Here is a 26603-nt window from a genome sequence, read left to right as displayed (position 1 = left end):
ATACGACATTAACCTTTACGAAAAGTTAAAAAAGTGACTTTTTTCTACTTTTTCTTTATTTTTTCTTTCTTTTTGTTGGTTATTCCAAGAAAAAACTATATCTTTGCAAACAGAAATAGGAAAAATAGATTTAAACACAATAAAAGATAAAAAGATTATGAAAGCATCTGAAGTAATCGCGAATCTCCAAAGAAGATTCCCAAATGAGCCTGAGTACATTCAGGCAGTTAGTCAGGTTCTCGGTACTATCGAGGAAGAGTACAACAAGCACCCTGAGTTTGAGAAGGCAAACCTCATCGAGCGCCTTTGCATTCCAGATCGCGTGATTGAGTTCCGCGTATCATGGGTAGACGACAAGGGCAACGTTCAGACTAACATGGGTTACCGCATACAGCACAACAACGTGATCGGCCCTTACAAGGGAGGTCTTCGCTTCCACAAGTCTGTAAACTTGGGTATCCTGAAGTTCCTTGCTTTCGAGCAGACTTTCAAAAACTCTCTTACTACTCTCCCTATGGGTGGTGCAAAGGGTGGTTCTGACTTCTCTCCACGTGGCAAGAGCAACAACGAGGTGATGCGTTTCTGCCAGGCTTTCATGACTGAGCTTTACCGTCACATGGGTCCAGACGAGGACGTTCCTGCTGGAGACATCGGTGTTGGTGGCCGTGAGGTTGGTTATCTCTTCGGTATGTACAAGAAGTTGACTCACCAGTTCCAGGGTGTCTTGACCGGTAAGGGTCAGGAGTTCGGTGGTTCTCTCATCCGTCCTGAGGCTACAGGTTACGGTAACGTTTACTTCCTCTGCAACATGCTCGCTACAAAGAACATCGACATCAAGGGCAAGACAGTCTTGGTTTCAGGTTCTGGTAACGTAGCTCAGTACACCATGGAGAAGTTGCTCCAGTTGGGTGCTAAGCCTGTTACATGTTCTGACTCTGACGGTTACATCTACGATCCAGACGGTATCGACCGCGAGAAGCTCGACTACATCATGGAGCTCAAGAACGTAGAGCGTGGACGTATCAAGGAATATGCTGAGAAATACGGCGTTAAGTATGTAGAGGGTGCTAAGCCTTGGTTTGAGAAGGCAGACATCGCTCTCCCATCAGCTACTCAGAACGAAATCAACGAGGAGGCTGCTAAGGCATTGGTTGCCAACGGCGTTATCGCTGTAAGCGAGGGTGCTAACATGCCAACTACTCCAGAGGCTATCAAGGTATTCCAGGATGCTAAGATTCTCTACTCTCCAGGTAAGGCTGCCAACGCTGGTGGTGTTGCAGTATCAGGTCTTGAGATGAGCCAGAACTCTGAGCGCTTGAAGTGGTCTCGTGAGGAGGTTGATGCCAAGCTCCACGATATCATGAACGATATCCACGCTAACTGCGTGAAGTATGGTACAGAGCCTGATGGTTACATCAACTATGTAAAGGGTGCTAACGTAGCAGGCTTCCTGAAGGTGGCTAAGGCTATGATGGCTCAGGGTATCGTATAAAATAGAATACATAAGAGAGATTAAGGTCAAATCATCAACATAAAACAGTTGGTCAATAAATAACTAGATAGAAAAAAAAGGATAGTAAGTCGCAAGACTTACTATCTTACGATAAAAGCTCCATCTGCAATGTGCAGATGGAGCTTTTATTATTTAGCAATAGAAGTTTCCTATTATACCGGAGTATCCTCAGGATTATCCTTGAAGAGCTCATCGATGGTAGGGATTTCATCCTCATCAAACCATCTGGAAAGCTTTTCCTGTGCTTTCTTCTTGGCATCCTCTGACACATCGCCCCAAACCTTATGGAGCACATAGAGCAATACAGCCAGATCATCGCCCAAACCAGCGATAGGAATGGCATCAGGAATCACGTCCAACGGACTAATCAGATAACCCAAGGCTGCAATAATAATTGCCTTATCCTTAAAAGCCACCTTATCGCTCTCCAATGTATAATACAGAATGAGTGCGGCATATACCATCTTGGCACCCGCACGCTTAGCGATATGCGAAATCTTCTCGACAAATGCACTCTGAGTGAACTTGTCCTTGTAATCCATAAAATCTGGTAATGTCATATTAATTTATAATTATTAATTAACAATTTATAGTTTTTACAAGGCTATGCTTTCGGCTCGTAGAAGAGTACAGCCTTGATGTAAGTTTCCATCTTTGCATCCTTGTGCTTGTTGACACGGAAAAGGATGATCATCTGGAGAAGCGACTTGGCAAAGCAAGCCAGCAGCAAGCCGATGATGATGGCAATGACGGTGGTAAGCGCCTTGCCATTCTCATAGATAGGCGACTTATCAGGGAAACATGACAATATCAATACAGGAATCACGGTGATGAAACCACCCACAGTGAGCTGGGTACGCTTGGAGCCACCCATATCCAATATCGCCTGCTTATCAAAAAGGTAATCGTCAAGATCCATGCGGGTGATGCCGTAATTCTCCAACTTAGGGAAATCAGGCTCATCGCCATACTTGTCAATCTTTCCAGTCACCTTGTGTTCAAAATCATCTAATATCTGCTTCTCCGGTTCTTTGAGTTCCATAATCTTGTTTGTGTTTTAAATTGTTTGAAATACAACATCATGCTTGTTATTATATAATAAGGTATTACACCTTCAGATATAAACAGGTAATGATGCAAAAGAACTAAAATAAAGAAAGCAGTGCCCCTATAAGCCGAGTTCTGTACCTGCAATAAATGGTAAGAGAACAAAGAAATGCAGGCGCTTGTCATTTATCTAGTCCCAGAGTCACCCCTGGGCTCAAGCACTCTACCCTCCACAGCAGTTCCCGAAGGAACAATCGGACGAGCCGCCCTCAATCTGCGGTATACATGAGCTTACAGCTCCCAGATGGTACAGCCTGACGATTACCCGCCAGCTGGTGGTCTCTTACACCACCTTCTCACCCTTACCCGACACTAAACCACGATGAAGCAAGCTTCACCGCTACGGAATAAGTTTCGGGCGGTTCTTTTCTTCTACCGACACCTACTGTCACCAATAGCTTCTAGTTTCGGAAGTGGGATGCCCTATGCTGCCCGGACTTTCCTCTCGCACGCCAATAACGGAATGCCAGCGACAAGCCGGAGCACTGCTTTCGATATGCAAAGGTAAGAAAAAAAAAGAAGAAAGGAAAATTTATCTCCATTTTTTTTATCTCTTTTGCCTTTTTTGCCTCTCTTTTCGAACAAAGAGAACGGAAGGAAGGGGAAAGAAGCTCAAATAAACAGAGATTTCTGCGGGTTTTAATTTGCAAATATTAAAGTATTTCTGTTTTTTAGTTTCGTATGCAGAAGTAAGAAAAACTACAGAAGTACTGAATATTTGTAAAAATAGGGCATTCCTTGTTTAACAGCCGTTAAAGTGTTAATTTTAAATGTTAAAACCGAATAAAAAACGAAGCAGAAATGAACGTATATCAGAAAATGACTCTATATTTGCAACCGAAAAGCAACAGCTATTGCCACAGAAACAGATTGGCACACTTTTAGCTACTGCTTAAAACAAAGAATAGAAAATAAAAAAAAATAAGAGATATGAAAAAAGTAACAAATTACGTAATCGCTGCATTGTGCGTAGGTTCACTCGCATTCTCTGCAGGTTCATTCATGAAGGTTAACGCAGCAACATCAGCTACAGCAACAACTCCTGGTCAGCCAGTTGACTTGACATTCGCAGCAGAAAAGGCTCTGCCTGCCGTGGTACATATCAAATACGTACAGAACTCTAAGGTAAAGACCGTAGAAGTTGAAAGCGATCCGTTCGGAGGATTCTTCGACCCATTCGGCTTCTTCGGAAATCCAGGTCAGGGAGGCACACGCAAGCAGCAGGTTCAGACCCCTAAGCGCGAAGCTACCGGTTCGGGTGTCATCATCAGTACTGACGGCTATATCGTGACCAACAACCACGTTGTAGAAGGTGCTGACGAATTGACAGTAACATTGAACGACAACCGTGAGTTCTCTGCCCGCATCATCGGAACCGACAAGACTACCGACCTTGCCCTGATCAAGATTGAAGGCAAGAACCTCCCTACTCTTCCTATCGCCAACAGCGATAACGTAAAGGTTGGTGAGTGGGTTATAGCAGTGGGCAATCCATTCGGCCTCAACAATACTGTAACAGCAGGTATCATCTCTGCCAAGGCACGTACACTCGGTGCCAACGGCGTGGAGAGCTTCATCCAGACCGATGCTGCCATCAACGCAGGTAACTCTGGTGGTGCTTTGGTTAACACTAAGGGCGAACTGGTAGGTATCAATGCCATGCTCTATTCCCAGACCGGTTCATACGCAGGTTACGGTTTTGCCATCCCAACCTCTATCATGAACAAGGTGGTTGATGATATCAAGAAGTATGGCAGCGTACAGCGCGTCATGCTGAGCATCCAGGGCAGCGATGTCCTCAATTACATCAATGCACAGAAGGAGAATGGCAAGGAAGTGGATCTCGGAACCAACGAGGGTGTATATATTGCCAAGGTAGACGAGGACGGCAACGGTGCAGCTGCCGACTTGAAGGAAGGCGATGTCATCACCAAGGTAGACGGCAAGAAGGTAACCAAGATGGCTGAGCTGCAGGAGGCTCTCAACGGCAAGCGTCCTGGCGACAAGATGAGCATCACCTACCTGCGCAACAAGAAGACCATCACCAAGACCATTACCTTGAAGAATGCCCAGGGCAATACTTCAGTCATCAAGAGCGCAGACCTCGATGTTCTCGGTGGAACCTTCCGTCCTGTCACACAGAGCATGAAGGATCAGCTCAACATCAAGTATGGCGTAGAGATAATGAAGGTGAGCAACGGTGCTCTGAAGGATGCCGGCATTTCACGCGGATTCATCATCCAGCGCATCAACGACAGCAATATCAGTTCACTCGACGACCTGCAGAAGGCAGTGAAGAGTGCTTCAACCAGCAAGGATCCTGTGCTCTATATCCAGGGCATCTGGCCAACAGGCAAGAAAGCATACTTTGCAGTTCCATTGCAGAAAGACTAAATATTGCAAACAGCTTTTAGGAGAAGAGAAAAGAAATTACCTCTTCTGAAATGATAAAAAATGACAAAATAGCAGGTATTTTCAAAAATATCTGCTATTTTTTTTGTTATTTCAAACAAAAAGCGTACTTTTGCAATAACATAAAATTAAACTCTACCATGAGACAGCTTAAAATAACAAAATCTATAACGAATCGTGAAAGCGCATCGTTAGAAAAATATCTCCAAGAGATTGGTCATGAAGAGCTTCTTACTACGGAACAAGAAGTAGAATTGGCTCAAAAAATAAGGAAAGGTGATAAAAAAGCGTTGGAAAGACTATGCAAAGCTAATCTGAGATTCGTGGTTTCCGTAGCTAAGCAATATCAAAACCAGGGCTTGAGTTTGCCAGACCTTATCAACGAAGGTAACCTTGGCCTCATTAAGGCTGCCGAAAAATTTGATGACACCCGTGGCTTTAAGTTCATTTCTTATGCTGTATGGTGGATCAGACAGAGTATTCTGCAGGCTATCGCCGAGCAGAGCAGATTGGTGCGCCTGCCCCTCAATCAGGTGGGAAGCGTAACCAGAATCATGAAAGAAGCATATAAATTTGAACAGGAATACGAACGCAAACCTAGCATCAACGAGATGGCTGAACGCATCGACATGCCGGAAGATAAGATTGCGGATGCCATGAATGCCAACAGCCACGAAGTCAGCGTGGATGCTCCTTTCGTCAATGGCGAAGAAGGCAGTATTGTTGACTCCATGACAAACCCAGACTATCCTACAACGGACAATGAGCTGGTCAAGGAATCACTCAGAACGGAAGTGGAGCGAATGATCAAGCTTCTCGGTGATAGGGAGCAGAAAGTCATAAAGGCCTTCTTTGGTATCGGTGAACCCGAACTGACACTGGAAGAAATAGGCGTAAAATATAACCTGACCCGAGAGCGCGTGCGCCAAATCAAGGAGAAGGCCATTCGCCGAATACGTCATAATACGAAAAATAAACTGCTGAAATCTTACTTGGGATAAGCATGAGAAAGGCTGAATCCTATAGAAGACAGCATCTGAAATAGGAATATGAAAATGAATATTAGAAAATTAGCTTTAGCAGCAATGGTAATGGCTGTGGGGTTTTCGTCCATGGCCAACGCTGCAAAAAATGATCCGAAAACCGCATATATCTTCGGTTTCGCATCATCATTCAATGATTCTACAGTATACATTACTGGAGTTCAGCAAGTAGACTCAGCCTACTTCGTAGGAAGAGCAAATTTCCTGGTAAGCAGAGACAACTATTCTTTCCAGTTGAGAGACTATCTGGAGCAGCAGGGTGCTGGATACAGAACCTGCGCTGTCATCTATGACATCAACAAGAAGAAAGCGGAGAAGAAATGGCTGAAACTTTACAGTAAATATACTCGCAAGCCAAAGGCTCAGCGCCTGAAGAGCGGTGAGAAGCCAAAGGATCTACCTACTCCATGGTTGGTTAAGACCATCGAAAAGGAGAATTTCCATTTCGTAGGTATTGCCCCTACTTCCTTTGAAGAGCCTAAGACCAAGGCTGAAATCAAGGCAGAAAAGCTGCAGGCAAAGGCTGAAGCTAAGAAGCACAAGGCTGACATGAAGAAGCAGAAGCAGAAAATCAAACAGGCTAATGCTGAACTGAAGAAAGCCAAAGCTGAGGCAAAACTGGAAAAGAAAATGCAGAAGAAAATGCAGAAAGAAAAGAAATAATAATAACAATATAGGAAAATGAAAAGCCCAGGGTTCTTTACCCTGGGCTATTTTGTTTTACCCCATTCGAGGCGCGCTTACTTCTGCATATGTTGCTTAAACCAATTGCAAATCTGGCGCAACAGATGATTGCGGGTATTGCCACCAGAGATACCATGGTTACGGTTGGTATACCAGATTTCCTTGAAGTCCTTGTCTGCCTGAACCAATGACTCGGCATACTCGAAGGTATTCTGTGGATGAACATTATCATCTGCCAGACCATGACAAATCAACAAGGCTCCATGCTGCTGGGCAGCACGCTCTATCGGATTCACCTTATAGCCATCCTCATTCTCCTGAGGAGTGCGCATATAACGCTCGGTATAAACACTGTCATAGTAACGGTAACAGGTAGGAGGCGCTACAGCCACACCTGCCTTGAATACAGGACGACCTTCACTCATACTCATCAAGGTATTGAAACCACCATAACTCCAACCCCAGATACCGATATTATCCTTGTCTACGTATGGCAGACTGCCCATATAGAGAGCTGTCTCAACCTGGTCCTTTGACTCCAAATCACCCAAACGGAGATAAGTACACTTTTCAAATTCAGCACCACGGCCACCGGTACCACGACCGTCAACACATGCTACGATGAAGCCCTCCTGAGCCAGGTAATAATCGAAGGCGCCACCGCTACCCATACTGCCGGTGCTCCAAGCATCAAGAACCTGCTGACTGCCCGGACCAGAATACTGGAAGAGGATAACAGGATACTTCTTGCTGGCATCAAAATCTACAGGCTTAACCATCCATCCATCGAGCTTCACGCCCTCGGAAGTGGTGAAAGAGAAAGTCTCACGCTTACCCCAGTTATACTGCTTGGTCTTTTCGAGGAGTTTCTTGTTATCTTCCAACATCTTGATGACCTTACCCTTGTTGCTGCGAACCGTGAAGACATAAGGATGGGCATAAGAGCTCCATGTGTTCACGAAGTAACGGTAATCACCAGAGAAGATAGCGGCATTGGAACCCTCTGCATCAGTAAGGCGCTCAACCTTGCCATTCTTATGAGCCACATAAACCTGACGGTCGTGAGCGTTCAACTTGGCTGCCTGGAAATAGACATCGCCAGTCTTCTCGTTCATACCATAGATACTGGTTACATCGTAGTTACCCTTCTCTACCTGACGAATCAACTTACCGTTCATATCATAGAGATAGAGGTGCATATATCCATCGCGGTCGCTAGGAAGCAGAATATTCTTCTTGCCCACAATACTGTTCTCTACCACTTCTTCCTTGACAAACTTAGGCACGCTTTCCTTAATCAGCTGCTTACTCTTGCCTGTGAAAGGATTCACGGAATAGAGACGCATATCGTCCTGATGACGGTTCATGGTGTAGACAATCAGACTGTTGGCATCAGGAGATGTCTTGATACGTGGATAATAGCCGTCTGAATCAACAGGAACATCGAGCGAAATCACCTTACCGCTCTTCAGATTATAGCTCCAGAGACTCACCTTGGAATTGTCCTGACCAGCCTTAGGATACTTGTAGGAATACTCACCAGGATAGACATGATACTGGCTGTTGGTAGGATGACTGCCCTCGAAGAGCTGCAGGGAATAAGTCTTCACATGGCTCTCATCAAAGCGGATCCATCCGATAGAAGTACCGTCAGCATTCCATGCAAAAGCACGGTTGAAGGCAAACTCCTCTTCGTAAACCCAATCAGGAATACCATTGATTACCTCGTTAAACTTACCGTCCTTGGTAACCTGAACTTCCTTCTCTCCATCCGAGATAAAGATGTTGTTATCCTTGACGAAAGCGATATGGCGTGAATCAGGCGACCATGTAGCTACCTGCTGTTCAGCACCTTCTGAGAGTTTCTTAAAGCTCTTGGCAGCCACGTCATAAATGAAATATTCAGCCTTGAAAGAACGGCGATATACCGCCTTTCGGTTTGTCATCACCAGGATTTTCTTGCTGTCTGGGCTCATCACGTAGCCGTCGATATAATTGAAAGGAGCATTGGAAGCATCCAGATCGAGCAATACAGCTACCTGCTTACCAGTCTTGAATGAATAACTTACCACCTGCTTGCCATTACTGCTGATATTAGCATACAAGTCGGTGCCCTCAATAGGGTTGATACCTGATACATAAGCAGGATTAAATGCGCCGGAAGTAATTGACTTCAAATCCAATTTCTCGGCTGCCTGCAGGGCAGATACCATCATGATTGTTGCGATAAATGTTGTTATTTTCTTCATTTTAATCTTTATGTAAAGCCTCGATAGGCGAGTAATCCTCGTCTTCGAGCAACTGTTTCACGGTTACCTTTGGATAACGTTTTGTAAATGAATTGATCGTTCTTACGTATTTTGACTGAAATACCGTCTTACCCATTGCCTTATTCACTACCCACATGATCTTGCCCATATGCAAGTCACGGTCAAGCTGCGGACGGTTATCAAAGTTTGCCATCGGATACAGACTGAGCAGATAGAACGTCAGACAGTCGGGCACGATATATTCTCTTGTCATCGTACTGCGCTGCTGCACAGTATAGTATTTCTTATAAAGCGGATAGTCACTTCCCATATACTTATCGAGCGAGATTCCAACCGAATGCTCACCCACGACGATGCTCTGGTCCAACGCACCTATCTGTGAATAGAAGATAGGCGGATGTAATTCGGGAATCCAATGTCGCAGACGCTCGAAAGAGGAAACCAGCTGCTTGTTGATATCATCCATATTGGCATAGGCTGCCTCGGCATCAGCTATCAGCGACTGAAGGGTGGAATCCTGATAAAACATCAGGAAACGGTTGCTGATATTGGCATCGGTAATGGTACCTAGCTGCAACATCTTCTCTATAAGGGTACGGGTTTCTATCGGATAGTCGGTATTCATCTGCTGGAGTGCAGAGAAATCACCAGTAGTCAGATATCGGCTTTGCAAACGGTCATAGCGGTGCACCGTGAGCGGTGCAGCGTCACCCCCCTCGTTCGACTTGAACTTATATTCACAAGCCGAATGCAGAAGCAAAATTGCTAATATGACAATATAATAAAAAAATCTTTTCACTTAAATTCACTGTCTTCTGATTACGTCTGCAAAAATACTAAAAAAAAATGATAAAAACCAAGCGTTTTAGCTAAAAAAATAAAAAGAAAAGCCAATAATGGGCAAAACGCTTACATTTTTACCCATTATTGGCTATTTGTGCAACATTCCGGCTATCGGATAGTGCAAGATACAGAAACCTTAACAGGTTCTTCTATCTGCTTCTTCCAGTCTTTCAACCACTGATACCATTCCTTTTCACCCTTGAAACCATAGGTTTCATTGGCACTGGTATAGGCTAGCTTATAGCTCAGGCGGTTGCCTGCAGGCTTTACTACCTGGGTATAAACATCCTTGTTGGCAGGCTCCTGACTGACCAAAGCTGTCTGAGGAACATAGATGCCCAAGCCTACCGTTTCCAACTTATGCTTGCCATCGTCCTTGCCTGTTGGCCAGTCGCTGCCATAGCATCCTCGCAACCCCTTATTGTCAGAAAACTCGCTAGAACCCTTCACATTGATAAGGCCCGTAGCAAAGAGATAATCAGAGGCATCCTTATTGAAGAATACATCCACATCGAAATCGCGATGACCCGCATAGATAGTATATCGGATGGTTGCATTCACCGGCTTCAATCCCGGAGCCGGAACCCATCCATTATCTACCACCTCTACGATGGCACGAAGCGGACCCTCGGAGATGACACGCTGCTCCTGATATTTCACATCGTTCAGCAATACCTGATTGGTTCCATCCCAACCACGCAAGGCACCGAGTCCGTAGGTATTACCAACCCAGAGACAGTCATCACCCGAACCGGCAGCCAACTGTTCATCGCTTGGATAGAACTGGGTATCATAAACAACCAAGCCCTTATTGATCTTTCCATAGAGGTCGATAGTCTGGCGGTTATCGAAATAAACGCGCATAGCCACCAGATCGCTCTCAAAGCAGACACCATGAGAATGAACATAGTGATAGCAATCCTTGGTTTTCTTGTCGAAGGAGATACTACGCAGATAGATGTCCTGCTTGTTCTTGGCAAGCTTCTTGTTCTTGCTAGGCAGACAGAGTTCTGCAAAGGTACGGGCTGGATACTTCGTCTGCACACCCTCCTGGAAGAGCTGCACCTGATAGGTCTTAGTCTCTTTCTTGCCAAGATCAACCAGGAAACAGAGTTCATCGTTGGTACAATCACGGTTGGTGTCATCGAGCTGAGAAGGAATCTCCTTACCGTCAACGGTTACCACGGCGCGCTGAATATCACCAATAGCTCCCAACTTACTGAGGTCGATAACCACCGGAGCATCGGTCTTAGCCGACTTGGAAGGATTGGATACAGACACTTCAAAATTCGCCTGCGCCTGGACAGATAAGGCAAAGAGCGATACCAGCGCCAGAATCATTTGTTTCTTCATTGTTTGTTTCTTCATCATAGATTCTTATTTTAAGTTTGTTTATAATTCCGTTTATAACTGCGAGAAGAACTTCTTACCCCTTGCATAGTATTGCCACAGAATAGAACAGTCCAGAATCTGAGGAATATTCTCCTCCACCCTGCTCTCCTGAATCTTCTTTCGGTCCTGGTCAAAGTCGTGCTTCCATGCCTGGAAAGCCTTTCGCGCCTTGAAGATTGCCTTGCAGTCACCCAGGTTACGATTCAGGATAAGCGTCTGGAATGCAGCGAGATAATCCAGGAACCAGCGCTTGCGCATTACAGTCTTCAATTCCCTATCACTCAGGTTCTTATAAAGCATCGTTAAATTATTTCTGAAATTCAGATAGGTCTTCATCGGATTGCTTTTAGGCAAGGTTCCACCACCTACATGATACACCTCGCTCTCAGGAATACAGTATATCTTTCGGCCCATCAGGCGCAATCTCCAGCAGAGATCAATCTCCTCGTTATGAGCAAAGAATCTGCCATCCAGTCCACCTGCATTCCAGTAATCTTCCGAACGGATCATCATGCAGGCTCCCGTAGCCCAGAGTATCTCCTGCTGATAATCATACTGTCCGTTATCACGCTCTACGGTATCAAAGATTCTACCCCTACAGAAAGGATAACCCAACTTATCGAGATAGCCACCACATGCACCGGCATACTCAAACATATCCTTATCATATTCAGCCAGCAACTTAGGCTGGCAAGCAGCCACCAGAGGATGGGCATCCATAAACTCGATGAGCGGAGTAAGCCAATGATGCGATACCTCTACATCACTGTTCAAGAGAACATAATAATCAGCCTCTATCTCTTTCAAGGCACGGTTATATCCCTCGGCAAAGCCGAAATTCTGCTCCAGGACGATGGTCTTAACATGAGGAAACTGAGTCTCCAGGAGATGCATGGATTGGTCTGAAGAACAGTTGTCGGCTACCCATATCTCAGCATCCTGCCGCGAATACTCCACGACATTAGGCAGATACTTAGCCAGCATCTTCTGCCCATTCCAATTTAATATAACGATTGCTACCTTTGCCATATTTTATTGTAAACTCTTTAACTTATTATTCAGGAGATTGGTGAACTCATAGTTCTTGAGTCCCCATTTGGGAGCGATAAGCAGGTCTTTAGGCGATTGACTGACAAAGCGTTCCAATACCAGATCCTTCTTCAAGAGTCGGATGTACCTGACGATGACATCAATGTACTCCTCCACCGTATATACATGGAAAGGATGCACGGCATACTCCTGCGCCAATCGGGTACCCTTGATAATCTGCATCTGATGAATCTTCAGGATATCAAGAGGCAGAGAAGAAATGACAGGTGCCTGTCTGAGACTTTCCTCCGCATCCTCTCCGGGCAGTCCGATGATGATATGCCCGCCCGTCAGAATACCTCTCGCATGAGTCCGCTCTACCGCATCACGGCAGCAGGCGAAATCATGACCGCGATTGATTCGCTTCAAGGTCTCATCATTGGCACTTTCGATGCCATATTCCACAAGTACGAAGGTATGCCTGTTCAGTTCCTCCAGATAATCCAGGAGTTCATCGCTCACACAGTCAGGACGGGTACCAATCACAATGCCTACCACATCCTTTACCCGCAGCGCCTCCTCATACATTTCCCGCAGAAGTTCCACCTTGGCATAGGTATTGGTATAAGCCTGAAAATAAGCCAGATACTTCATATCAGGATATTTTCTACTGAAGAAGGCCTTGCCCTCCTCCAACTGTTCCGTTATCGACTTCCTACGGTCGCAATAGCTGGGATTGAACGTACGGTTGTCACAATACGTACATCCACCGCTCGAGATTTTTCCATCCCTGTTAGGACAGGAGAATCCTGCATCTATCGAAATCTTCTGAACCCGGAAGTCAGGAAACTGCTTCCGGATCCAGGAACCAAAATCGTTGTAATACATTGAACTTTGAAGTTTGAGCTTTGAACTTTATGATTAGCCCTATTAACTATAAACTATCAACAAGCTCTGCTTTCAATGCCGTCTTGTCGTGATTGAAATCACCCAGACGAACCTTGATGAGCTGATTGTCATATTCTTCCTTGGCGAAAGCTGGCGAAAGCTCCACGCGCACATAGTTCTTGGTAAAGCCGTGCATAGCCTTGCCTCTTGGCGCCTTTTCGAAAAGCACCTCAGCCTCAGTACCGATATACTGGGCATAGAATTCCTGTGTCTTCTGGTCACTCAACTCCAGCAGACGCTTAGAGCGCATCTTCTTCTCCTTCTCGTCTACTACGTATGGAATCTTCAATGCAGCTGTTCCCGGACGCTCTGAATATGGGAAGACATGGAGTTGGGTAACAGGCAGACTCTTCAGGAACTCATAACATTCCTCAAAACACTCTGGAGTTTCACCGCGACAGCCCACCATTACGTCTACACCGATGAAGGCATCCGGCATCTTCTCCTTGATGAGATTCACCTTATGGGCAAAGAGCGCCTTGTCATAACGGCGATGCATCAGCTTCAGAACCTCATCGCTTCCACTCTGCAACGGAATGTGGAAATGAGGCATGAAGGCACGACTCTCTGCGCAATAGGCAATGAGATCATCATCACAAAGATCCGGTTCCAGACTGGAGATACGATAACGCTTGATACCCTCCACCTTGTCCATCGCCTTCACAAGATCCAGGAATCGCTCATGGGTAGTCTGACCGAAATCACCGATGTTCACACCGGTGATGACAATCTCCTTACCTCCCTCAGCTGCAGCCTGCTCACACTGAGCCACCAAAGACTCGATACTAGGATTACGGGAATTTCCACGGGCGAAAGGAATGGTACAATAGGTGCAGTAATAGTTGCAGCCATCCTGTACCTTCAGGAAATAGCGGGTACGGTTGCCGCGGGAACATGAAGGCTGGAAGGTTCTGATTTCCTTCGTCTTCACGCTATGATGCTGATGAAGGGCAGAATCCGACAGCTCCTGAGCTTCGCCATTTGTAGGCAAACCATTCTCAGCAGCAAACTTCTGCGCCCAGGCATCACTGAGATATTGAATCAAGTTCGCCTTCTCATTGGCACCCAACACCAGGTCTACTCCCTCTATTTTACTCACGTTTTCTGACTCCAGCTGTGCATAGCAACCGGTGACGATGACAAAGGCACCAGGATTCTGTCGCACCATGCGATGAATGGCCTGTCGGCACTTATGATCGGCAACCTCAGTAACGGAGCAAGTATTGATGAGACAAATGTCAGCATTCTCCCCCTTTTTGGCAGTAATCACGCCCATATCTTCGAGCATCTTGCCAAAAGTGGAAGTTTCAGAGAAGTTGAGTTTGCAGCCTAAAGTGTAATAGGCTGCCTTTTTGCCTTGGAAGGCACTTGAATCTATCATATATTTATCTTATTCTTTGGTTTCTTAAAAGTTTCTGCCCTTACAGGGCGTATAGGGGATACAGTTGCTACTGGTCTTTACCTTACCCTTCGAGCAGCGACCATTGGTTTAGGGAGTGTAGCTAGCAGAAAAGGCGTTCACCTCCCCCAAGACTCCAGGTCTATAAAACGAAAAAAGCCGCTAGACCAAGGTCCAGCGGTTGTTTCTCTCATTTCTGTTCGTCAGTAATTCTAAATTACTTAGCAGAATCAGCAGCAGCTGTATCAGCAACAGTTGTATCAGCAACAGTTGTGTCTACCTGAGCTGTGTCAGAATCAGCAGAAGCTGTGTTCTGAGCTGTTTTGTTACCACATGATGCGAAAGAGATAGCTGCGATAGCTACGAACATAAAAACTAATTTCTTCATTTTCTTTGCTTTTTAAATCTGTAAAACAATCATTCGTTTATTAAAACTGATGCAAAGGTAAGCATTTTTTTGATATGTTGTTCTTTTTTTTGCGACTTTTTTTAGGGGTGTTTTGTAACAAAATCACAATCATCTAATAATCAGTAACTTACAAAGTGCTAACAAAGGTTAAAGTTTTTGGTGTGCTCGGAAACACCAAGATTTTAACACTTTTCATGCATTTTAAGTGCATTTTCAAGATGCCATACTCCCATCCTCCTGAAGCCCCAAAATCGTAAAATGTGTGCCCGAACATCGATTTTTTCCTGTCCAGGCTCTTGACTATCGAAAAATTCTACATATATAATAAGGTACGCGCGAGGGAAAGCGGGAAGAACGCATAGAAGAATATACAAAAGAAATGGCATAAACAGTCAGCAGATTTTTGAGAAAAGAAAAAGTTTTCGTAACTTTGCACTATGTTTCAGAGGAATTTTCCCTGAATACAAACAGATTGCGGAACAGAACAGAAGAAATAACTGAAAGAAAAATGATACAACTGAAAGAAAACAATGGAATACCTCGCAGTCTCTTACTGACGATGGCTGTGATAGCAGGACTAACTGTAGCCAACTGCTACTATAATCAGCCCCTACTGGAAATGATACGCCATGACCTGGGCATCAGCCAGCATAGTGCCAACCTCATCACCGTAGCCACACAGATAGGTTACGCCCTGGGCCTATGTTTCCTCATTCCCATGGGCGATCTCTACTCGCGTCGCCGCATCATCGTTACCAACATGACGGTGGCAGCCATCATGGCCATCATCATAGCCTTGGCACATAACGTATGGCTCCTCTGGGGGGCTTCCCTCTTCCTGGGAGCCTGTTCGGTGATTCCGCAATTCTTCATCCCTATCGCCGGACAGTATTCTGCGCCCAAGAACAAAAGCAGGAATATGGGAATCGTACTATCCGGACTCCTCACCGGCATCCTGGCTTCACGAGTCATCAGCGGATATGTAGGCGACTGGCTAGGCTGGAGAGAAATGTTTCTCATCGCAGCTGTCGTGATGCTGATCTGCATGGCACTCACCCTCAAGATTATTCCAGAGATGAAACGCAACTATATCGGAAGTTACAAGGGATTGATGGTTACCGTCTTCGAAATCTTTGCCTATCATCCCCGCATCCGTCTCTACTCCATCCGTGCCGCCTTTGGTTTCGGCAGCATGATGGCTATCTGGTCCTGTCTGGCTTTCCATCTGGCTCAGGCACCTTTCTTTTCAGGTAGTGAGATGGTAGGAACTTTAGGTGCCTGCGGTATCGCCGGAGCCCTTGCTGCCAGCGGTATCGGCAAACTGGTTCCGCGATACGGCATCAGAAAACTGAGTCTTTACGGAGCAGTACTCCAGATTGTCGCATGGAGTATTGCCAATCTCTACGGAGATACATACGCAGGTCTCATCATCGCCATTATTCTGGTAGACATCGGTCTGCAATGTCAGCAACTCAGCAATCAGAGTGGCTGCATCCAGGAAATCCCCGAAGCAGCCAACAGAGCCAACACCATCTTCATGACCACCTATTTCATTGGTGGATCATTAGGAACCTACTGTGCCGGCATTGCCTGGACCCAGATAGGATGGCTGGGAGTCTGTACAGTAGGAATGGTCTTTGCCATCATCTCACTCTGCATCTCCGTCTGCAACAGAAAATAAAAAAAATGCAATAGCAGATAGAAAAATTCTGTCTATCTGCTATTGCAAACAAAGAAGTTTAATTAAGAATGGTATACTTCGCATATTTCAGGAGCAACTGCTTGACACCGGAATTCTGAAATTCTACAGTAGCCTTCGCATTCTCGCCCTGACCTTCAATCTTCCGGACAATGCCTACCCCGAAACGCTGATGCTCTATCTTGCAACCTTCCTTCAAAGCACCGAAAGAAGAACCGGCAGAAGAAGACACCGAAGAGGTTGAAGAAACCGATGAACTTCTGTTATTCCCCAATATGCGACGAGCAGCATCCAAAGCTCTTACCGACTTGAAATTACCGGAAGATAATGACTCTCGGGAAAAAGATGATGACGATGAGGTATCCGATGCCGGTTTAGGATCCGGACGGAACTGCGATGTCACACGCTTCCATTCCGGAACATCCTCATCTCTATCGCTTATTCTGCGCTTCTGGTCCCAAGGCATCCGTTTGCCATATCCACCGCCAAAAGAAGAACGTTCACCATAAGAAGCACTTCTATCATAAGAAGAGCCACCACCAAAGTAAGAACCACCCATTTCATCCTGTGCCTCTATCAGACTGTCATCAATCTCATCAATAAACCGGCTAGGATTATCAAACTCCATCTTGCCATAACGGAAACGGTTCTTGGCATTTGTCAGAATACAATGTTTCTCGGCACGGGTGATTGCCACATAAAGCAGACGGCGCTCTTCCTCCAGTTCCCTGACAGACATGGCAGCCAGCGGACTCGGGAAGATATTCTCCTCCAATCCTACAATGAAGACAGTAGCAAATTCCAGACCCTTAGCCGCATGAACGGTCATCAGGGACACACGAGGTTCATCCTTGGCTCCCTCACTATCCGCATCTGTAAGCAATGCCACATCCTGCAGATAATCCGTAAGAAAGGCTTCATTCATCCTACCCTCTTCCCTGCGCTCCTCGACGAAGGCAGACATACCGCTCAGGAATTCCTCCAGGTTCTCCTGTCTTGCCAGGTCATCGGCATCTCTGCCACTCATGATATCCTGACTGATGCCACTCTCCTTGATGATAGCATCACCCAGTTCATATACATCCGTAGTATGAGAACGCTCGATAAACGAAGAAATGAGCAGTCGGAAATTATCCAGTTTCGTCAATGTACCCTTGTTTACATTGAGTCCATAATGTGCAGGCTCGCCTATCACTTCCCAGAAACTCACCTGGTTCTGATGCGCACAGTCAGCAATCTTCATCACCGTTGTTGCGCCGATACCGCGAGCCGGATAGTTGATGATACGCTTGATGGCTTCCTCATCATCCGGATTAGCCACCAGTCGGAAATAGGCAATGATATCCTTGATTTCCTTGCGCTGATAGAAGCTCAATCCTCCATAGATGCGATAAGGAATGCCCTGCCTTCTGAACTCCTCCTCGAAGCTGCGGCTCTGGGCGTTGGTACGATACAGAATGGCGAAATCATGATATTCGCAATTATCCTGACGCTTGATGCGCTTGATGTCCTTAGCCACGATTACCGCCTCTTCCTTGTCGCTGTAAGCCGGTTTGTACTGCAACTTCTCGCCTACCGTATTCTCGCTATATACATCCTTCTTGATCTGATTGCGATTATTCTTAATCAGACTGTTGGCTGCCTTCACGATAGTCTGGGTAGAACGGTAGTTCTGCTCCAGTTTGAAGAGCCGTGTACCCTTCAGCTGCTTCTGATAATTCAGGATATTGTCAATATTGGCACCACGGAAGCTGTAGATACTCTGCGAATCATCACCCACGGCACATACCCGAAGTTTCTCCTTGCACAGCTGCATCACGATAGACATCTGCACATGGTTGGTGTCCTGATACTCATCTACCAGGATATAATCGAAGCGGGCTGCATATTTCTGTCTGATTTCTTCATGTTCTCTGAACAACTGATGGGTCAACACCAGCAAATCATCAAAATCCATGGCGTTGGCTTGTTTGCAACGCTGCACGTAAGCCAAGAATATCTTTCCCACTTCCGGCATCTGTGCACGCTTGTTCTGCTCATAGATGGCAGCATCACTGGCATAGGATTCGGCACTCACCAGATTGTTCTTAGCCATCGATATCTTGGCATGAACAGCAGCAGGCTTGTATGATTTATCATCCAGTCCCATCTCCTTCACGATTGCCTTAATCAGCGAGCGTGAGTCGGCTTCATCATATATGGTAAAGTTGTTGTTGAATCCGATATGCTCAGCTTCAGCACGGAGAATGCGTGAGAAGATGCTGTGGAAGGTACCCATATAGAGATGCTGGGCCAAGTCGTCGCCCACCAGTCTGCCGATACGTTCCTTCATCTCCCTTGCCGCCTTATTGGTAAAGGTAAGAGCCATGATGCTCCAAGGCTTCATCCCCTGGTTCAGGAGATAAGCAATCTTATAGGTAAGCACACGCGTCTTACCCGAACCGGCACCGGCAATCACCAGCGACGGTCCGTCAATATATTCAACCGCAGCTCGCTGCGCTTCATTCAAGTCGTTCAGTAAATCCATTAATCAATATTTACCAGATTTTTCACTCTTCATTCTTCACTCATTACTTTCCCCTATATCCTCCCACAGCTGTACTTGGGTCATAATCCTCACCTTCTCTCGGGAAGGAAGGGATGAATCTCATCTGATGCTCTATCTGGCGCTGACGCTTCTTCATATAGGCACTCGGATGAAGAGAACTGAATTTGCGGGGATTAGGCAGTGTTGCAGCAATCAGGGCGCACTGGTCACGGAAAAGATCCTGCGCTTTCTTGTCGAAATGATACTCAGCCACAGCATCCACACCATAGATTCCAGGTCCCATCTCGATACTGTTGAGATAAACCTCCATGATGCGCTGCTTGCTCCACATCATTTCGATGAGAAAGGTGAAATACACCTCGAAGCCCTTGCGGGTCCATGATCTTCCCGGCCAGAGGAATACATTCTTTGCTGTCTGCTGACTGATGGTACTGGCTCCATGCACCTTTCCGCCACGGGCATTATTCTTGGCTGCACTCTCGATGGCATTGAAGTCAAAACCGTGATGCTTCAGGAACCGGGCATCCTCACTCGCCATCACAGCCACAGGCATATGGGGAGAAATCTTGTCCATCGAAACCCAATGATGATGCAATGTAATACTCTCACCATCAGCTACTTGCTGAAAGCTGCGGATAAGCATCAAGGGAGTGAAATACACCGGAATGAAACGATAGGCTACAACAGCAAGAATGGTGGTACTGAAAAACAGCACCACCACCCATCTTACTATATTTCTAATCTTCTTGAGTATCATTATTTCAATGTACCGTTATTAGCAGCGTTAACCATTGCCTGAGAAGCATACATGTATACCTCTACACGACGGTTAGCCTGACGGCCAGCTGCTGTTGAGTTGTCTGCAACAGGATTAGAAGAACCGAAGCCCTGAACAGATTTGATCTGTGAATTCTGCACACCACAAGACATCAGGTAGTTGTATACAGACTTAGCACGGTTCTCGCTCAAAGGCAAGTTGATACCATCGTTACCGGTGCTGTCAGTATAACCCTGGATAGAAACCTCGCAGTCTGTATTATTCTTCAATACGGTAGCAAAGCTAGCCAAATCGTTCTTAGCATTGGCATTGAGAACATACTTGTTGGTCTGGAAGAGGATACCAGAATCGAAAGTAACTTTTACTGCAGCCAAACCGTTGGCATCAGTCACAGTCTCAACCTGTGCATTCTTCACAGCCTCAGCCTCAGCCTTTACCTTATCCATGTGCTTGCCAATCAGATTACCTGCAGTACCACCAACAGCTGCACCGATAGCAGCTCCTACAGCAGCACCAGTTCCACGATGGCTATTATTCAACAAACCACCAACGATTGCGCCCAAGGCAGCACCTGCACCTGCACCAGCAGCTGTACCTGTCTTCTGACTTGTTCCACAACTTCCCAAAACGAGCAGCGCTGAAAGTGCTACTACTGTAAAATTCATCTTTTTCATTACTTATTCTCCTATATTTTATGTTATTTAAATGCAAAGATACGTATTTTTTCTCCAATAAGGAGAGATTTCTAATATTTTTTTGTATTTTTGCATGCAAAATTAAAGGTATTTGTCCAAACAGGGTAAGGAAATCTCCTATTTTAGGGTGGAAAATCCCTATATATGACAAAAAAGATGATACCTTATTATATAATATAGAAGAATAAAAATAAAATATAAAATAGTAATATGGCTAAAGAACTTAAGAATTTGACCAAGCGCGCTGACAACTACAGTCAGTGGTACAACGACTTGGTAGTGAAGGCTGACCTCGCAGAGTTGTCTCCTGTTCGTGGTTGTATGATCATCAAACCATACGGTTACGCTATCTGGGAGAAGATGCAGCAGCAGCTCGACAAGATGTTTAAGCAGACAGGTGTACAGAACGCATACTTCCCTCTCCTCATCCCGAAGAGTTTCTTCTCTCGTGAGGCAGAGCACGTGGCAGGTTTCGCCAAGGAGTGTGCAGTAGTTACCCACTATCGCCTCCGTTCTACAGAGGATGGCACAGAAGTTGAGGTAGATCCTAACGCAAAGCTCGATGAGGAGCTCATCATCCGCCCTACTTCAGAGACCATCATCTGGAACACATATAAGAACTGGATCCATTCATGGCGTGATCTCCCTATCCTCTGCAACCAGTGGTGCAACGTAATGCGTTGGGAGATGCGTACCCGTCCATTCCTCCGTACTTCTGAGTTCCTCTGGCAGGAGGGTCATACCGCTCATGCTACCAAGGAAGAGGCTGAGGCAAAGGCTCAGGAGATGCTGAAGGTTTACGCTGATTTTGCAGAGAACTACATGGGCGTTCCTGTTTTGCAGGGTGTGAAGAGTGAGACTGAGCGCTTCGCCGGTGCCCTGAACACTTATACCATCGAGGCAATGATGCAGGATGGTAAGGCTCTCCAGAGCGGTACTTCTCACTTCCTGGGTCAGAACTTCGCCAAGAGTTTCGACGTAACATACTTGAACAAGGAGAACAAGCCTGAGTATGTATGGGCTACTTCATGGGGTGTTTCTACCCGACTGATGGGTGCCCTCATCATGGTTCACAGCGATGACAACGGTCTCGTATTGCCTCCAAAGCTGGCTCCTATCCAGGTGGTTATCATCCCTATCAACAAGGGCGACGAGCAGTTGGCTCAGATCACAGCCAAGTTGCAGCCAGTCATCGACCAGTTCCGTGAGCTCGGCATCACTATGAAATATGATGACAATACAGCTAAGCGTCCTGGGTTCAAGTTTGCTGACTACGAGTTGAAGGGTGTTCCTGTTCGTCTGGCTATGGGTGGACGTGACTTGGAGAACAACACCATCGAAATCATGCGTCGTGATACATTGGAGAAGGAGAACGTTAGCTTCGACGGCATCGTAGAGCGCGTAAAGGATATGTTGGAAGACATCCAGAAGAATATCTTCGAGAAGGCTCGTTCTTATCGTGATGCTCACGTTTACGAGTGCGACAACTACGAGGAGTTCAAGGAGCGTGTGAAGGACGGTGGTTTCTTCCTCTGCCATTGGGACGGTACAGCCGAGACCGAGGCAAAGATCAAGGAGGAGACTCAGGCTACCATCCGCTGCGTGCCTTTCGCTTACGAGCAGACTCCAGGTGTAGATATGGTAAGCGGCAAGCCAGCCGTAGCCCGTGTCATCATCGCAAAAAGCTATTAATCATCCCCGGTGTCGGGAGTTCATCCTGACACCATAATATATTTAACATGAGGCAGTTGATACTTTACATCATTTTTCTGATGTCCATGGTCTTCGCAGGCTATGGAGAGGTATCTGCTGCCTCCGTTTCTTATACCTCCGACGCTCTTCCAAAGAAGGATAAGCTGGCTAAGGTAGAGTACGACCAGCATCAGGGTGATGCCCAGCTGGAGAATGCTTCCGAGCTCGCCTATCGCATTTGCAGCAGTCGTCCGCAGCGCTTATTGCCTAGTGGTAATATGCACGGAAATCAATCAGCAAGTAGATTGCTTTCAAATAGAATTCATTTATTATTCACCCTTTTATCCGCTATAGATGGTGCGATGGAGCCTTTCCGCCAGGAGACCGCCCCTATCCACTTTGATGTCGCCAGCAAATATTATATCATTTGCCTGCGGCGTCTCCTCTGTTAGCACTTGTTTTTCTCTTATATACATAATATATCATATCGTTTGTCGCATCATCTCTTCAAGATGCGATAAGGATTATCACACCCCTAGCATAACAAAAAAACAGTACAATATATATATTCATTTAAGATAAAAACAAGTAATAAGATTATGGCAAAGATCAATCATATAGAAATGGGTGAAGACGTAATGGCACTCAATGACGTACAGGTAAAGAAGGGTTTCATGGGTTGGAGCGTCAAGCTCATCTACAAGCCAACACAGAGCAAGATCCAGATCAAGGAGAAGGAATATACTGCTGAGGACGGAAAGAAGCTTGAGAACATCCTCACTGCTGCTCCAGCAGAAGTGGAAACTGCCATCAGCAAGTTTCCGGTTTCAGCCATCAGCATGGGCAACTTCAAGTTGCAGGCATGTCTTTCTGACGATTCTCAGTTTGCTGCCCTCCAACTCCTCGCCTACAAGGATTTCGGCTACAAGCCTGTTACCGAGATGAAGGTTTATACCGGTAGAACCGCCGAAGTATTCTCCAGACTGTTCGCATAGTAACGATAGATAACTATCAGATAGGTTCACCCTCTTCATAGATGGAAGAGGACTTTATTTCATGTGTTTCATGTGCTCCACTTTGCTCCCCGCAAGTGGAGCATTTTAGATTCATTACAGTCATCTTTATAAGCAAGGCGGTCTCAACCTTTTTTCATAACTTCGCAGCAGCTTTCAAGAACGAAGGCTGAAGCTGAACTTTAGCGTTTCACTCTTTTTATAAGCAGCGCATGCTAAAGAATATAAAGAAATATGTATCAATAGGTTATATAGAATTTAAACATCCCTTAAACGCAGTTTTTACCCCATTTTCAGTGTTCAGAGTTCAGTATTCAGCCTGATGTTCAGTCTCATGAGACATGGAGCAAAGAAGTACTATCAATCTTAATTTACCGAATGGTGAACAGCGGGGTGAACACTAGCCCCAAGCATTCACCTTTTCGGCTCCGGGGTGAACCCTAGTAAAAAGAACTTTGTATATACAGCGCATGCTAGAAATATAAGAGTCTATATTATAATGGGTTATATAGTGTTTTTAACACATTATTAACGCTAAAGGTTGGCATCGGGGTTCACCCTTCACCGACTTCATTGTCAAGTGTTCACCCCCACTCTTATTTAGAGAACGACTATTGCCTGCAGGATACCGCCCCGACCTGCCCTTCCAGGGAAGGGTAGGGTAAGTAAGGCGTAAACAAGATAGTTACGATTGCTAAGTATCATGGTTACGATTGCTAAGTATCATGGTTACGATTGCTAAGTATCATGGTTACGATTGCTAAGTATCATGGTTACGACAGCTAAGTATCATACTTATGGAGTTATACCAAGCAGGCATTTCCATATCTTCTGATGGACGGCATGAACGAGGCCGGCTTTGCCGTATCCGTACTCCATCTCGACGGCAAGCCAACCCAGCAGGCAAGCACGGGCAAGAAACTGACTACAACCCTGGACTTACGCATGATGCTGGATCATGCCAAGACGGTAGATGAAGCTCTCAAGATTCTGGACGGATATGACCTCTGGATACCAGATAATGACGGTAACTATCATTTCTATATGGCAGATGCCACGGGCCGTTATGCCATCGTAGAATTCGTATATGACAAGGATCACCAAAGCAAGATTTACATCGACGATGAATATACGGGTGAAGACGGAAAGACTCATTTCAAACATCCTGACGTATTGCCAAACACCCGCGAGGTGATAGAAAAGCGCTATGCCAGCAACTTCTATGTATCTGAAACCATGGCATGTTCAGATAAAGGTCCGAAACTCTCGAACCACGGCAAGACCCGCTACGATATTATAGAATTCGTTCTGAAACAGAACAGCAACCAGTTGTCAGAGGAAGGAGCCATGAATCTGCTCAATGGTGTGAGTCAGGCAGAAACTCCAGGCAATCCAACGAGCCATACCCAGTGGTCGGTGATATACAATCTCTCCCAGCGCAAGGCAACCGTCTGCGTGAACAGAGATTACAAGAACAAGTTTACGTTCTATGCAAAAGAATACATTTTATGCAAAAGAAGATTTTGCCGAGAAATAATATAAAAATAGGTCTAGCGACCCCCGCAAAGCGCGGTGTTGCTAGACCTATCTTCTAATCTATCAAGAACTTATATTCTTATTTTAGTCTTCATCAGCAAACTCATCAAGAGTATATGCGCTGCTGCCATCGAAACAATGGGTACATACCTGGCACTTTGGAAGACCGATAGCCTCTACCAGCTGCTCGATGGTATTGAACTTCAATGTAGTCAAGCCCAACTGGTTGGCAATCTCATCTACCATCTTCTGATACTCAGGAGAACCAGTGGTAGCGTATTTATCAAGATTCTTGTTGGCATCACCCTCAAACTTCTCGATGATGCGACGGGTAATCAGCTCCATATCACTCTTTGAAGAAGTGAAGTTGATGAACGGACAACCATATACCAATGGAGGACATGCAATACGCATATGGCACTCCTTCAAGCCTGCCTGGTCGAAAAGCACCTTCACGTTGTCGCGAAGCTGGGTACCACGAACGATACTGTCATCACAGAACAACACACGCTTGCCCTTGAGCATCGCCTTGTTAGGAATCAGCTTCATCTTGGCTACCAATGAACGCATGCTCTGGTTGCTTGGAGTAAAGCTACGAGGCCATGTAGGAGTATACTTGGCAATACAACGCTGATAAGGCACACCCTTGCCGGCAGCATATCCCATCGCCATACCAGTACCAGAATCCGGAATACCGCTGCAGCAGTCTACCTCAACATCATCACTCTTGGCGAGATTGAAACCGTTGGTAAAACGAGCCTCCTCTACATTCTTGCCCTCATAGGTAGATGTAGGGAAACCATAGTAAACCCAGAGGAAAGAACAAACCTGCATCTTCTTGTTGGCAGGACGAAGCTGCTCCATCTTGTCGGCAGTAATCTTGACGATTTCTCCCGGCCCCAGCTCATATTCTGTTTCATAATTGAGGTTAGGGAACGAGGTGGTTTCGCTGGAAGCAGCATAGGCACTATCCTTCTTACCTATAATTATAGGTGTACGTCCCCAACTGTCGCGAGCGCAGATAATACCATCCTCGGTTAGAATCATCATGGTACAGGAGCCCTTGATGTGGTGGAATACATTCTCGATACCTTCGCGGAATGTCTTACCCTGAATAATGAGTAATGCAACCAACTCGGTTGGGTTGGTGCTGCCTGAAGACATCTCTGCAAAGTGCATGTTCTTGTCTAGCAGGTACTGGGTTAGTTCATCCTTGTTTACAATCTTAGCTACAGTACAAATGGCGAAACGGCCAAGATGTGAGTTCATGATTAATGGCTGCGCATCCGTATCGCTGATTACGCCGATACCAGATGTTGCTCCCTCAAACTTGTTGAGTGTAGGCTCAAACTTCGTTCTGAAATAAGAACTTTCAAGGTTGTGAATTGAGCGCACGAAGCCTTTCTCACTACTGTAGGTTGCCAAACCGCCTCGACGTGTGCCGAGATGTGAGTTGTAATCAGTGCCGTAGAACAGGTCTGCGACACAACTTTTCTTGGAAATAGTTCCGAAAATACCTCCCATAAGAGTATAATTCTATGTTATTGTTTGTAATATTGGGTGCAAAGGTAATAAAAAGATGTAAATTATGCA

Annotated in this window: 22 protein-coding genes and 1 other RNA gene; 9 read left to right on the top strand and 14 right to left on the bottom strand. The window is 45.7% G+C overall.

Annotation, left to right across the window (positions count from 1 at the left end):
* The first annotated feature begins 157 nt into the window (after positions 1-157).
* Positions 158-1492 (top strand): NADP-specific glutamate dehydrogenase, encoded by a 1335-nt coding sequence (locus ACQRBJ_RS02760; RefSeq protein ID WP_294970885.1) that lies wholly within the window; start codon positions 158-160, stop codon positions 1490-1492.
* 173 nt (positions 1493-1665) lie between these two features.
* On the opposite strand, the gene ACQRBJ_RS02755 is transcribed toward ACQRBJ_RS02760, so the two are convergent.
* The 3 genes from ACQRBJ_RS02755 to rnpB form a co-directional block, all read right to left on the bottom strand.
* On the bottom strand, positions 1666-2073 hold the full coding sequence (locus tag ACQRBJ_RS02755; protein WP_445302797.1) for a YkvA family protein: 408 nt from the start codon (positions 2071-2073) through the stop codon (positions 1666-1668).
* A 44-nt stretch (positions 2074-2117) separates the two neighbouring features.
* Complete coding sequence (locus ACQRBJ_RS02750) at positions 2118-2555, bottom strand: hypothetical protein (protein WP_295346194.1); 438 nt, start codon at positions 2553-2555, stop codon at positions 2118-2120.
* Positions 2556-2668: 113 nt separating this feature from the next.
* Positions 2669-3109, bottom strand: an RNA gene (gene rnpB, locus ACQRBJ_RS02745) — RNase P RNA component class A.
* Positions 3110-3550: 441 nt separating this feature from the next.
* Here rnpB and ACQRBJ_RS02740 point away from each other — a divergent pair.
* The 3 genes from ACQRBJ_RS02740 (at position 3551) to ACQRBJ_RS02730 (ending at position 6738) form a co-directional block, all read left to right on the top strand.
* On the top strand, positions 3551-5014 hold the full coding sequence (locus tag ACQRBJ_RS02740) for a trypsin-like peptidase domain-containing protein (RefSeq protein WP_294970879.1): 1464 nt from the start codon (positions 3551-3553) through the stop codon (positions 5012-5014).
* Positions 5015-5172: 158 nt separating this feature from the next.
* Positions 5173-6033 (top strand): sigma-70 family RNA polymerase sigma factor, encoded by an 861-nt coding sequence (locus ACQRBJ_RS02735; RefSeq protein WP_264950333.1) that lies wholly within the window; start codon positions 5173-5175, stop codon positions 6031-6033.
* Between the two features lie 48 nt (positions 6034-6081).
* A complete protein-coding gene (locus tag ACQRBJ_RS02730; RefSeq protein ID WP_295346190.1) occupies positions 6082-6738 on the top strand; it encodes a hypothetical protein in 657 nt (218 codons plus the stop codon).
* 77 nt (positions 6739-6815) lie between these two features.
* On the opposite strand, the gene ACQRBJ_RS02725 is transcribed toward ACQRBJ_RS02730, so the two are convergent.
* The 7 genes from ACQRBJ_RS02725 to ACQRBJ_RS02695 all read right to left on the bottom strand — a co-directional run bounded on the left by ACQRBJ_RS02725 (position 6816) and on the right by ACQRBJ_RS02695 (position 15028).
* Complete coding sequence (locus ACQRBJ_RS02725) at positions 6816-9008, bottom strand: S9 family peptidase (RefSeq protein ID WP_294970874.1); 2193 nt, start codon at positions 9006-9008, stop codon at positions 6816-6818.
* 1 nt (position 9009) lies between these two features.
* Positions 9010-9828, bottom strand: a complete 819-nt coding sequence (locus ACQRBJ_RS02720) for a gliding motility protein GldB-related protein (RefSeq protein ID WP_294970872.1) — start codon at positions 9826-9828, stop codon at positions 9010-9012.
* A gap of 152 nt (positions 9829-9980) precedes the next feature.
* Complete coding sequence (locus tag ACQRBJ_RS02715; RefSeq protein ID WP_445302796.1) at positions 9981-11243, bottom strand: DUF4861 domain-containing protein; 1263 nt, start codon at positions 11241-11243, stop codon at positions 9981-9983.
* Positions 11244-11276: 33 nt separating this feature from the next.
* A complete protein-coding gene (locus ACQRBJ_RS02710) occupies positions 11277-12293 on the bottom strand; it encodes a glycosyltransferase family 2 protein (protein WP_445302795.1) in 1017 nt (338 codons plus the stop codon).
* Positions 12294-12296: 3 nt separating this feature from the next.
* Positions 12297-13181, bottom strand: a complete 885-nt coding sequence (locus ACQRBJ_RS02705) for a TIGR01212 family radical SAM protein (protein WP_445302794.1) — start codon at positions 13179-13181, stop codon at positions 12297-12299.
* A gap of 46 nt (positions 13182-13227) precedes the next feature.
* The gene (gene mtaB, locus ACQRBJ_RS02700; RefSeq protein WP_217760142.1) at positions 13228-14622 is read right to left on the bottom strand and encodes a tRNA (N(6)-L-threonylcarbamoyladenosine(37)-C(2))-methylthiotransferase MtaB; all 1395 of its coding nucleotides are present in this window, start codon (positions 14620-14622) and stop codon (positions 13228-13230) included.
* 235 nt (positions 14623-14857) lie between these two features.
* Positions 14858-15028 (bottom strand): PG1828 family lipoprotein, encoded by a 171-nt coding sequence (locus ACQRBJ_RS02695; protein ID WP_194256806.1) that lies wholly within the window; start codon positions 15026-15028, stop codon positions 14858-14860.
* A gap of 529 nt (positions 15029-15557) precedes the next feature.
* Here ACQRBJ_RS02695 and ACQRBJ_RS02690 point away from each other — a divergent pair.
* Positions 15558-16730: an MFS transporter gene (locus ACQRBJ_RS02690; RefSeq protein WP_293629581.1), complete on the top strand. Its 1173-nt coding sequence runs from the start codon at positions 15558-15560 to the stop codon at positions 16728-16730.
* 58 nt (positions 16731-16788) lie between these two features.
* Here the strand turns inward: ACQRBJ_RS02690 and ACQRBJ_RS02685 are convergent, their stop codons facing one another.
* From ACQRBJ_RS02685 to ACQRBJ_RS02675, 3 genes are read right to left on the bottom strand one after another with little or no spacing between them, the layout of a single operon-like run.
* A complete protein-coding gene (locus ACQRBJ_RS02685) occupies positions 16789-19275 on the bottom strand; it encodes an ATP-dependent helicase (RefSeq protein WP_445302793.1) in 2487 nt (828 codons plus the stop codon).
* Positions 19276-19318: 43 nt separating this feature from the next.
* Positions 19319-20053: a monofunctional biosynthetic peptidoglycan transglycosylase gene (gene mtgA, locus ACQRBJ_RS02680; protein WP_295346179.1), complete on the bottom strand. Its 735-nt coding sequence runs from the start codon at positions 20051-20053 to the stop codon at positions 19319-19321.
* The gene (locus ACQRBJ_RS02675; protein WP_294970857.1) at positions 20053-20748 is read right to left on the bottom strand and encodes an OmpA family protein; all 696 of its coding nucleotides are present in this window, start codon (positions 20746-20748) and stop codon (positions 20053-20055) included. The genes mtgA and ACQRBJ_RS02675 overlap by 1 nt, the downstream gene beginning before the upstream one ends.
* A 231-nt stretch (positions 20749-20979) precedes the next feature.
* Here ACQRBJ_RS02675 and proS point away from each other — a divergent pair, with 231 nt between their 5' ends.
* The 4 genes from proS to ACQRBJ_RS02655 all read left to right on the top strand — a co-directional run bounded on the left by proS (position 20980) and on the right by ACQRBJ_RS02655 (position 25016).
* The gene (gene proS, locus ACQRBJ_RS02670) at positions 20980-22461 is read left to right on the top strand and encodes a proline--tRNA ligase (RefSeq protein ID WP_445302792.1); all 1482 of its coding nucleotides are present in this window, start codon (positions 20980-20982) and stop codon (positions 22459-22461) included.
* 47 nt (positions 22462-22508) lie between these two features.
* Positions 22509-22913: a hypothetical protein gene (locus ACQRBJ_RS02665; protein ID WP_218415877.1), complete on the top strand. Its 405-nt coding sequence runs from the start codon at positions 22509-22511 to the stop codon at positions 22911-22913.
* A gap of 147 nt (positions 22914-23060) precedes the next feature.
* Positions 23061-23456 (top strand): hypothetical protein, encoded by a 396-nt coding sequence (locus ACQRBJ_RS02660; protein WP_445302791.1) that lies wholly within the window; start codon positions 23061-23063, stop codon positions 23454-23456.
* An 849-nt stretch (positions 23457-24305) separates the two neighbouring features.
* Positions 24306-25016 carry a carcinine hydrolase/isopenicillin-N N-acyltransferase family protein gene (locus tag ACQRBJ_RS02655; RefSeq protein WP_445302836.1) on the top strand — a complete coding sequence of 237 codons (711 nt, stop codon included), beginning with the start codon at positions 24306-24308 and terminating at the stop codon, positions 25014-25016.
* Between the two features lie 78 nt (positions 25017-25094).
* Here ACQRBJ_RS02655 and ACQRBJ_RS02650 read toward each other — a convergent pair whose 3' ends face one another.
* On the bottom strand, positions 25095-26534 hold the full coding sequence (locus ACQRBJ_RS02650; protein WP_294968027.1) for an amidophosphoribosyltransferase: 1440 nt from the start codon (positions 26532-26534) through the stop codon (positions 25095-25097).
* Positions 26535-26603 lie beyond the last annotated feature (69 nt).

This window comes from Prevotella sp. SGI.167 (genome assembly GCF_050313615.1).
Classification (GTDB): Bacteria; Bacteroidota; Bacteroidia; order Bacteroidales; family Bacteroidaceae; genus Prevotella.
This window is presented reverse-complemented; position numbering and strand designations above follow the sequence as displayed.

What these genes read in the sequence shown, in the direction of transcription:
- ACQRBJ_RS02760 (WP_294970885.1), top strand. Translation starts at nt 158, where the DNA reads ATGAAAGCATCTGAAGTAATCGCGAATCTCCAAAGAAGATTCCCAAAT.
- ACQRBJ_RS02755 (WP_445302797.1), bottom strand. Translation starts at nt 2,073, where the DNA reads ATGACATTACCAGATTTTATGGATTACAAGGACAAGTTCACTCAGAGT.
- ACQRBJ_RS02750 (WP_295346194.1), bottom strand. Translation starts at nt 2,555, where the DNA reads ATGGAACTCAAAGAACCGGAGAAGCAGATATTAGATGATTTTGAACAC.
- ACQRBJ_RS02740 (WP_294970879.1), top strand. Translation starts at nt 3,551, where the DNA reads ATGAAAAAAGTAACAAATTACGTAATCGCTGCATTGTGCGTAGGTTCA.
- ACQRBJ_RS02735 (WP_264950333.1), top strand. Translation starts at nt 5,173, where the DNA reads ATGAGACAGCTTAAAATAACAAAATCTATAACGAATCGTGAAAGCGCA.
- ACQRBJ_RS02730 (WP_295346190.1), top strand. Translation starts at nt 6,082, where the DNA reads ATGAAAATGAATATTAGAAAATTAGCTTTAGCAGCAATGGTAATGGCT.
- ACQRBJ_RS02725 (WP_294970874.1), bottom strand. Translation starts at nt 9,008, where the DNA reads ATGAAGAAAATAACAACATTTATCGCAACAATCATGATGGTATCTGCC.
- ACQRBJ_RS02715 (WP_445302796.1), bottom strand. Translation starts at nt 11,243, where the DNA reads ATGATGAAGAAACAAACAATGAAGAAACAAATGATTCTGGCGCTGGTA.
- ACQRBJ_RS02710 (WP_445302795.1), bottom strand. Translation starts at nt 12,293, where the DNA reads ATGGCAAAGGTAGCAATCGTTATATTAAATTGGAATGGGCAGAAGATG.
- ACQRBJ_RS02705 (WP_445302794.1), bottom strand. Translation starts at nt 13,181, where the DNA reads ATGTATTACAACGATTTTGGTTCCTGGATCCGGAAGCAGTTTCCTGAC.
- mtaB (WP_217760142.1), bottom strand. Translation starts at nt 14,622, where the DNA reads ATGATAGATTCAAGTGCCTTCCAAGGCAAAAAGGCAGCCTATTACACT.
- ACQRBJ_RS02695 (WP_194256806.1), bottom strand. Translation starts at nt 15,028, where the DNA reads ATGAAGAAATTAGTTTTTATGTTCGTAGCTATCGCAGCTATCTCTTTC.
- ACQRBJ_RS02690 (WP_293629581.1), top strand. Translation starts at nt 15,558, where the DNA reads ATGATACAACTGAAAGAAAACAATGGAATACCTCGCAGTCTCTTACTG.
- ACQRBJ_RS02685 (WP_445302793.1), bottom strand. Translation starts at nt 19,275, where the DNA reads ATGGATTTACTGAACGACTTGAATGAAGCGCAGCGAGCTGCGGTTGAA.
- mtgA (WP_295346179.1), bottom strand. Translation starts at nt 20,053, where the DNA reads ATGATACTCAAGAAGATTAGAAATATAGTAAGATGGGTGGTGGTGCTG.
- ACQRBJ_RS02675 (WP_294970857.1), bottom strand. Translation starts at nt 20,748, where the DNA reads ATGAAAAAGATGAATTTTACAGTAGTAGCACTTTCAGCGCTGCTCGTT.
- proS (WP_445302792.1), top strand. Translation starts at nt 20,980, where the DNA reads ATGGCTAAAGAACTTAAGAATTTGACCAAGCGCGCTGACAACTACAGT.
- ACQRBJ_RS02665 (WP_218415877.1), top strand. Translation starts at nt 22,509, where the DNA reads ATGAGGCAGTTGATACTTTACATCATTTTTCTGATGTCCATGGTCTTC.
- ACQRBJ_RS02660 (WP_445302791.1), top strand. Translation starts at nt 23,061, where the DNA reads ATGGCAAAGATCAATCATATAGAAATGGGTGAAGACGTAATGGCACTC.
- ACQRBJ_RS02650 (WP_294968027.1), bottom strand. Translation starts at nt 26,534, where the DNA reads ATGGGAGGTATTTTCGGAACTATTTCCAAGAAAAGTTGTGTCGCAGAC.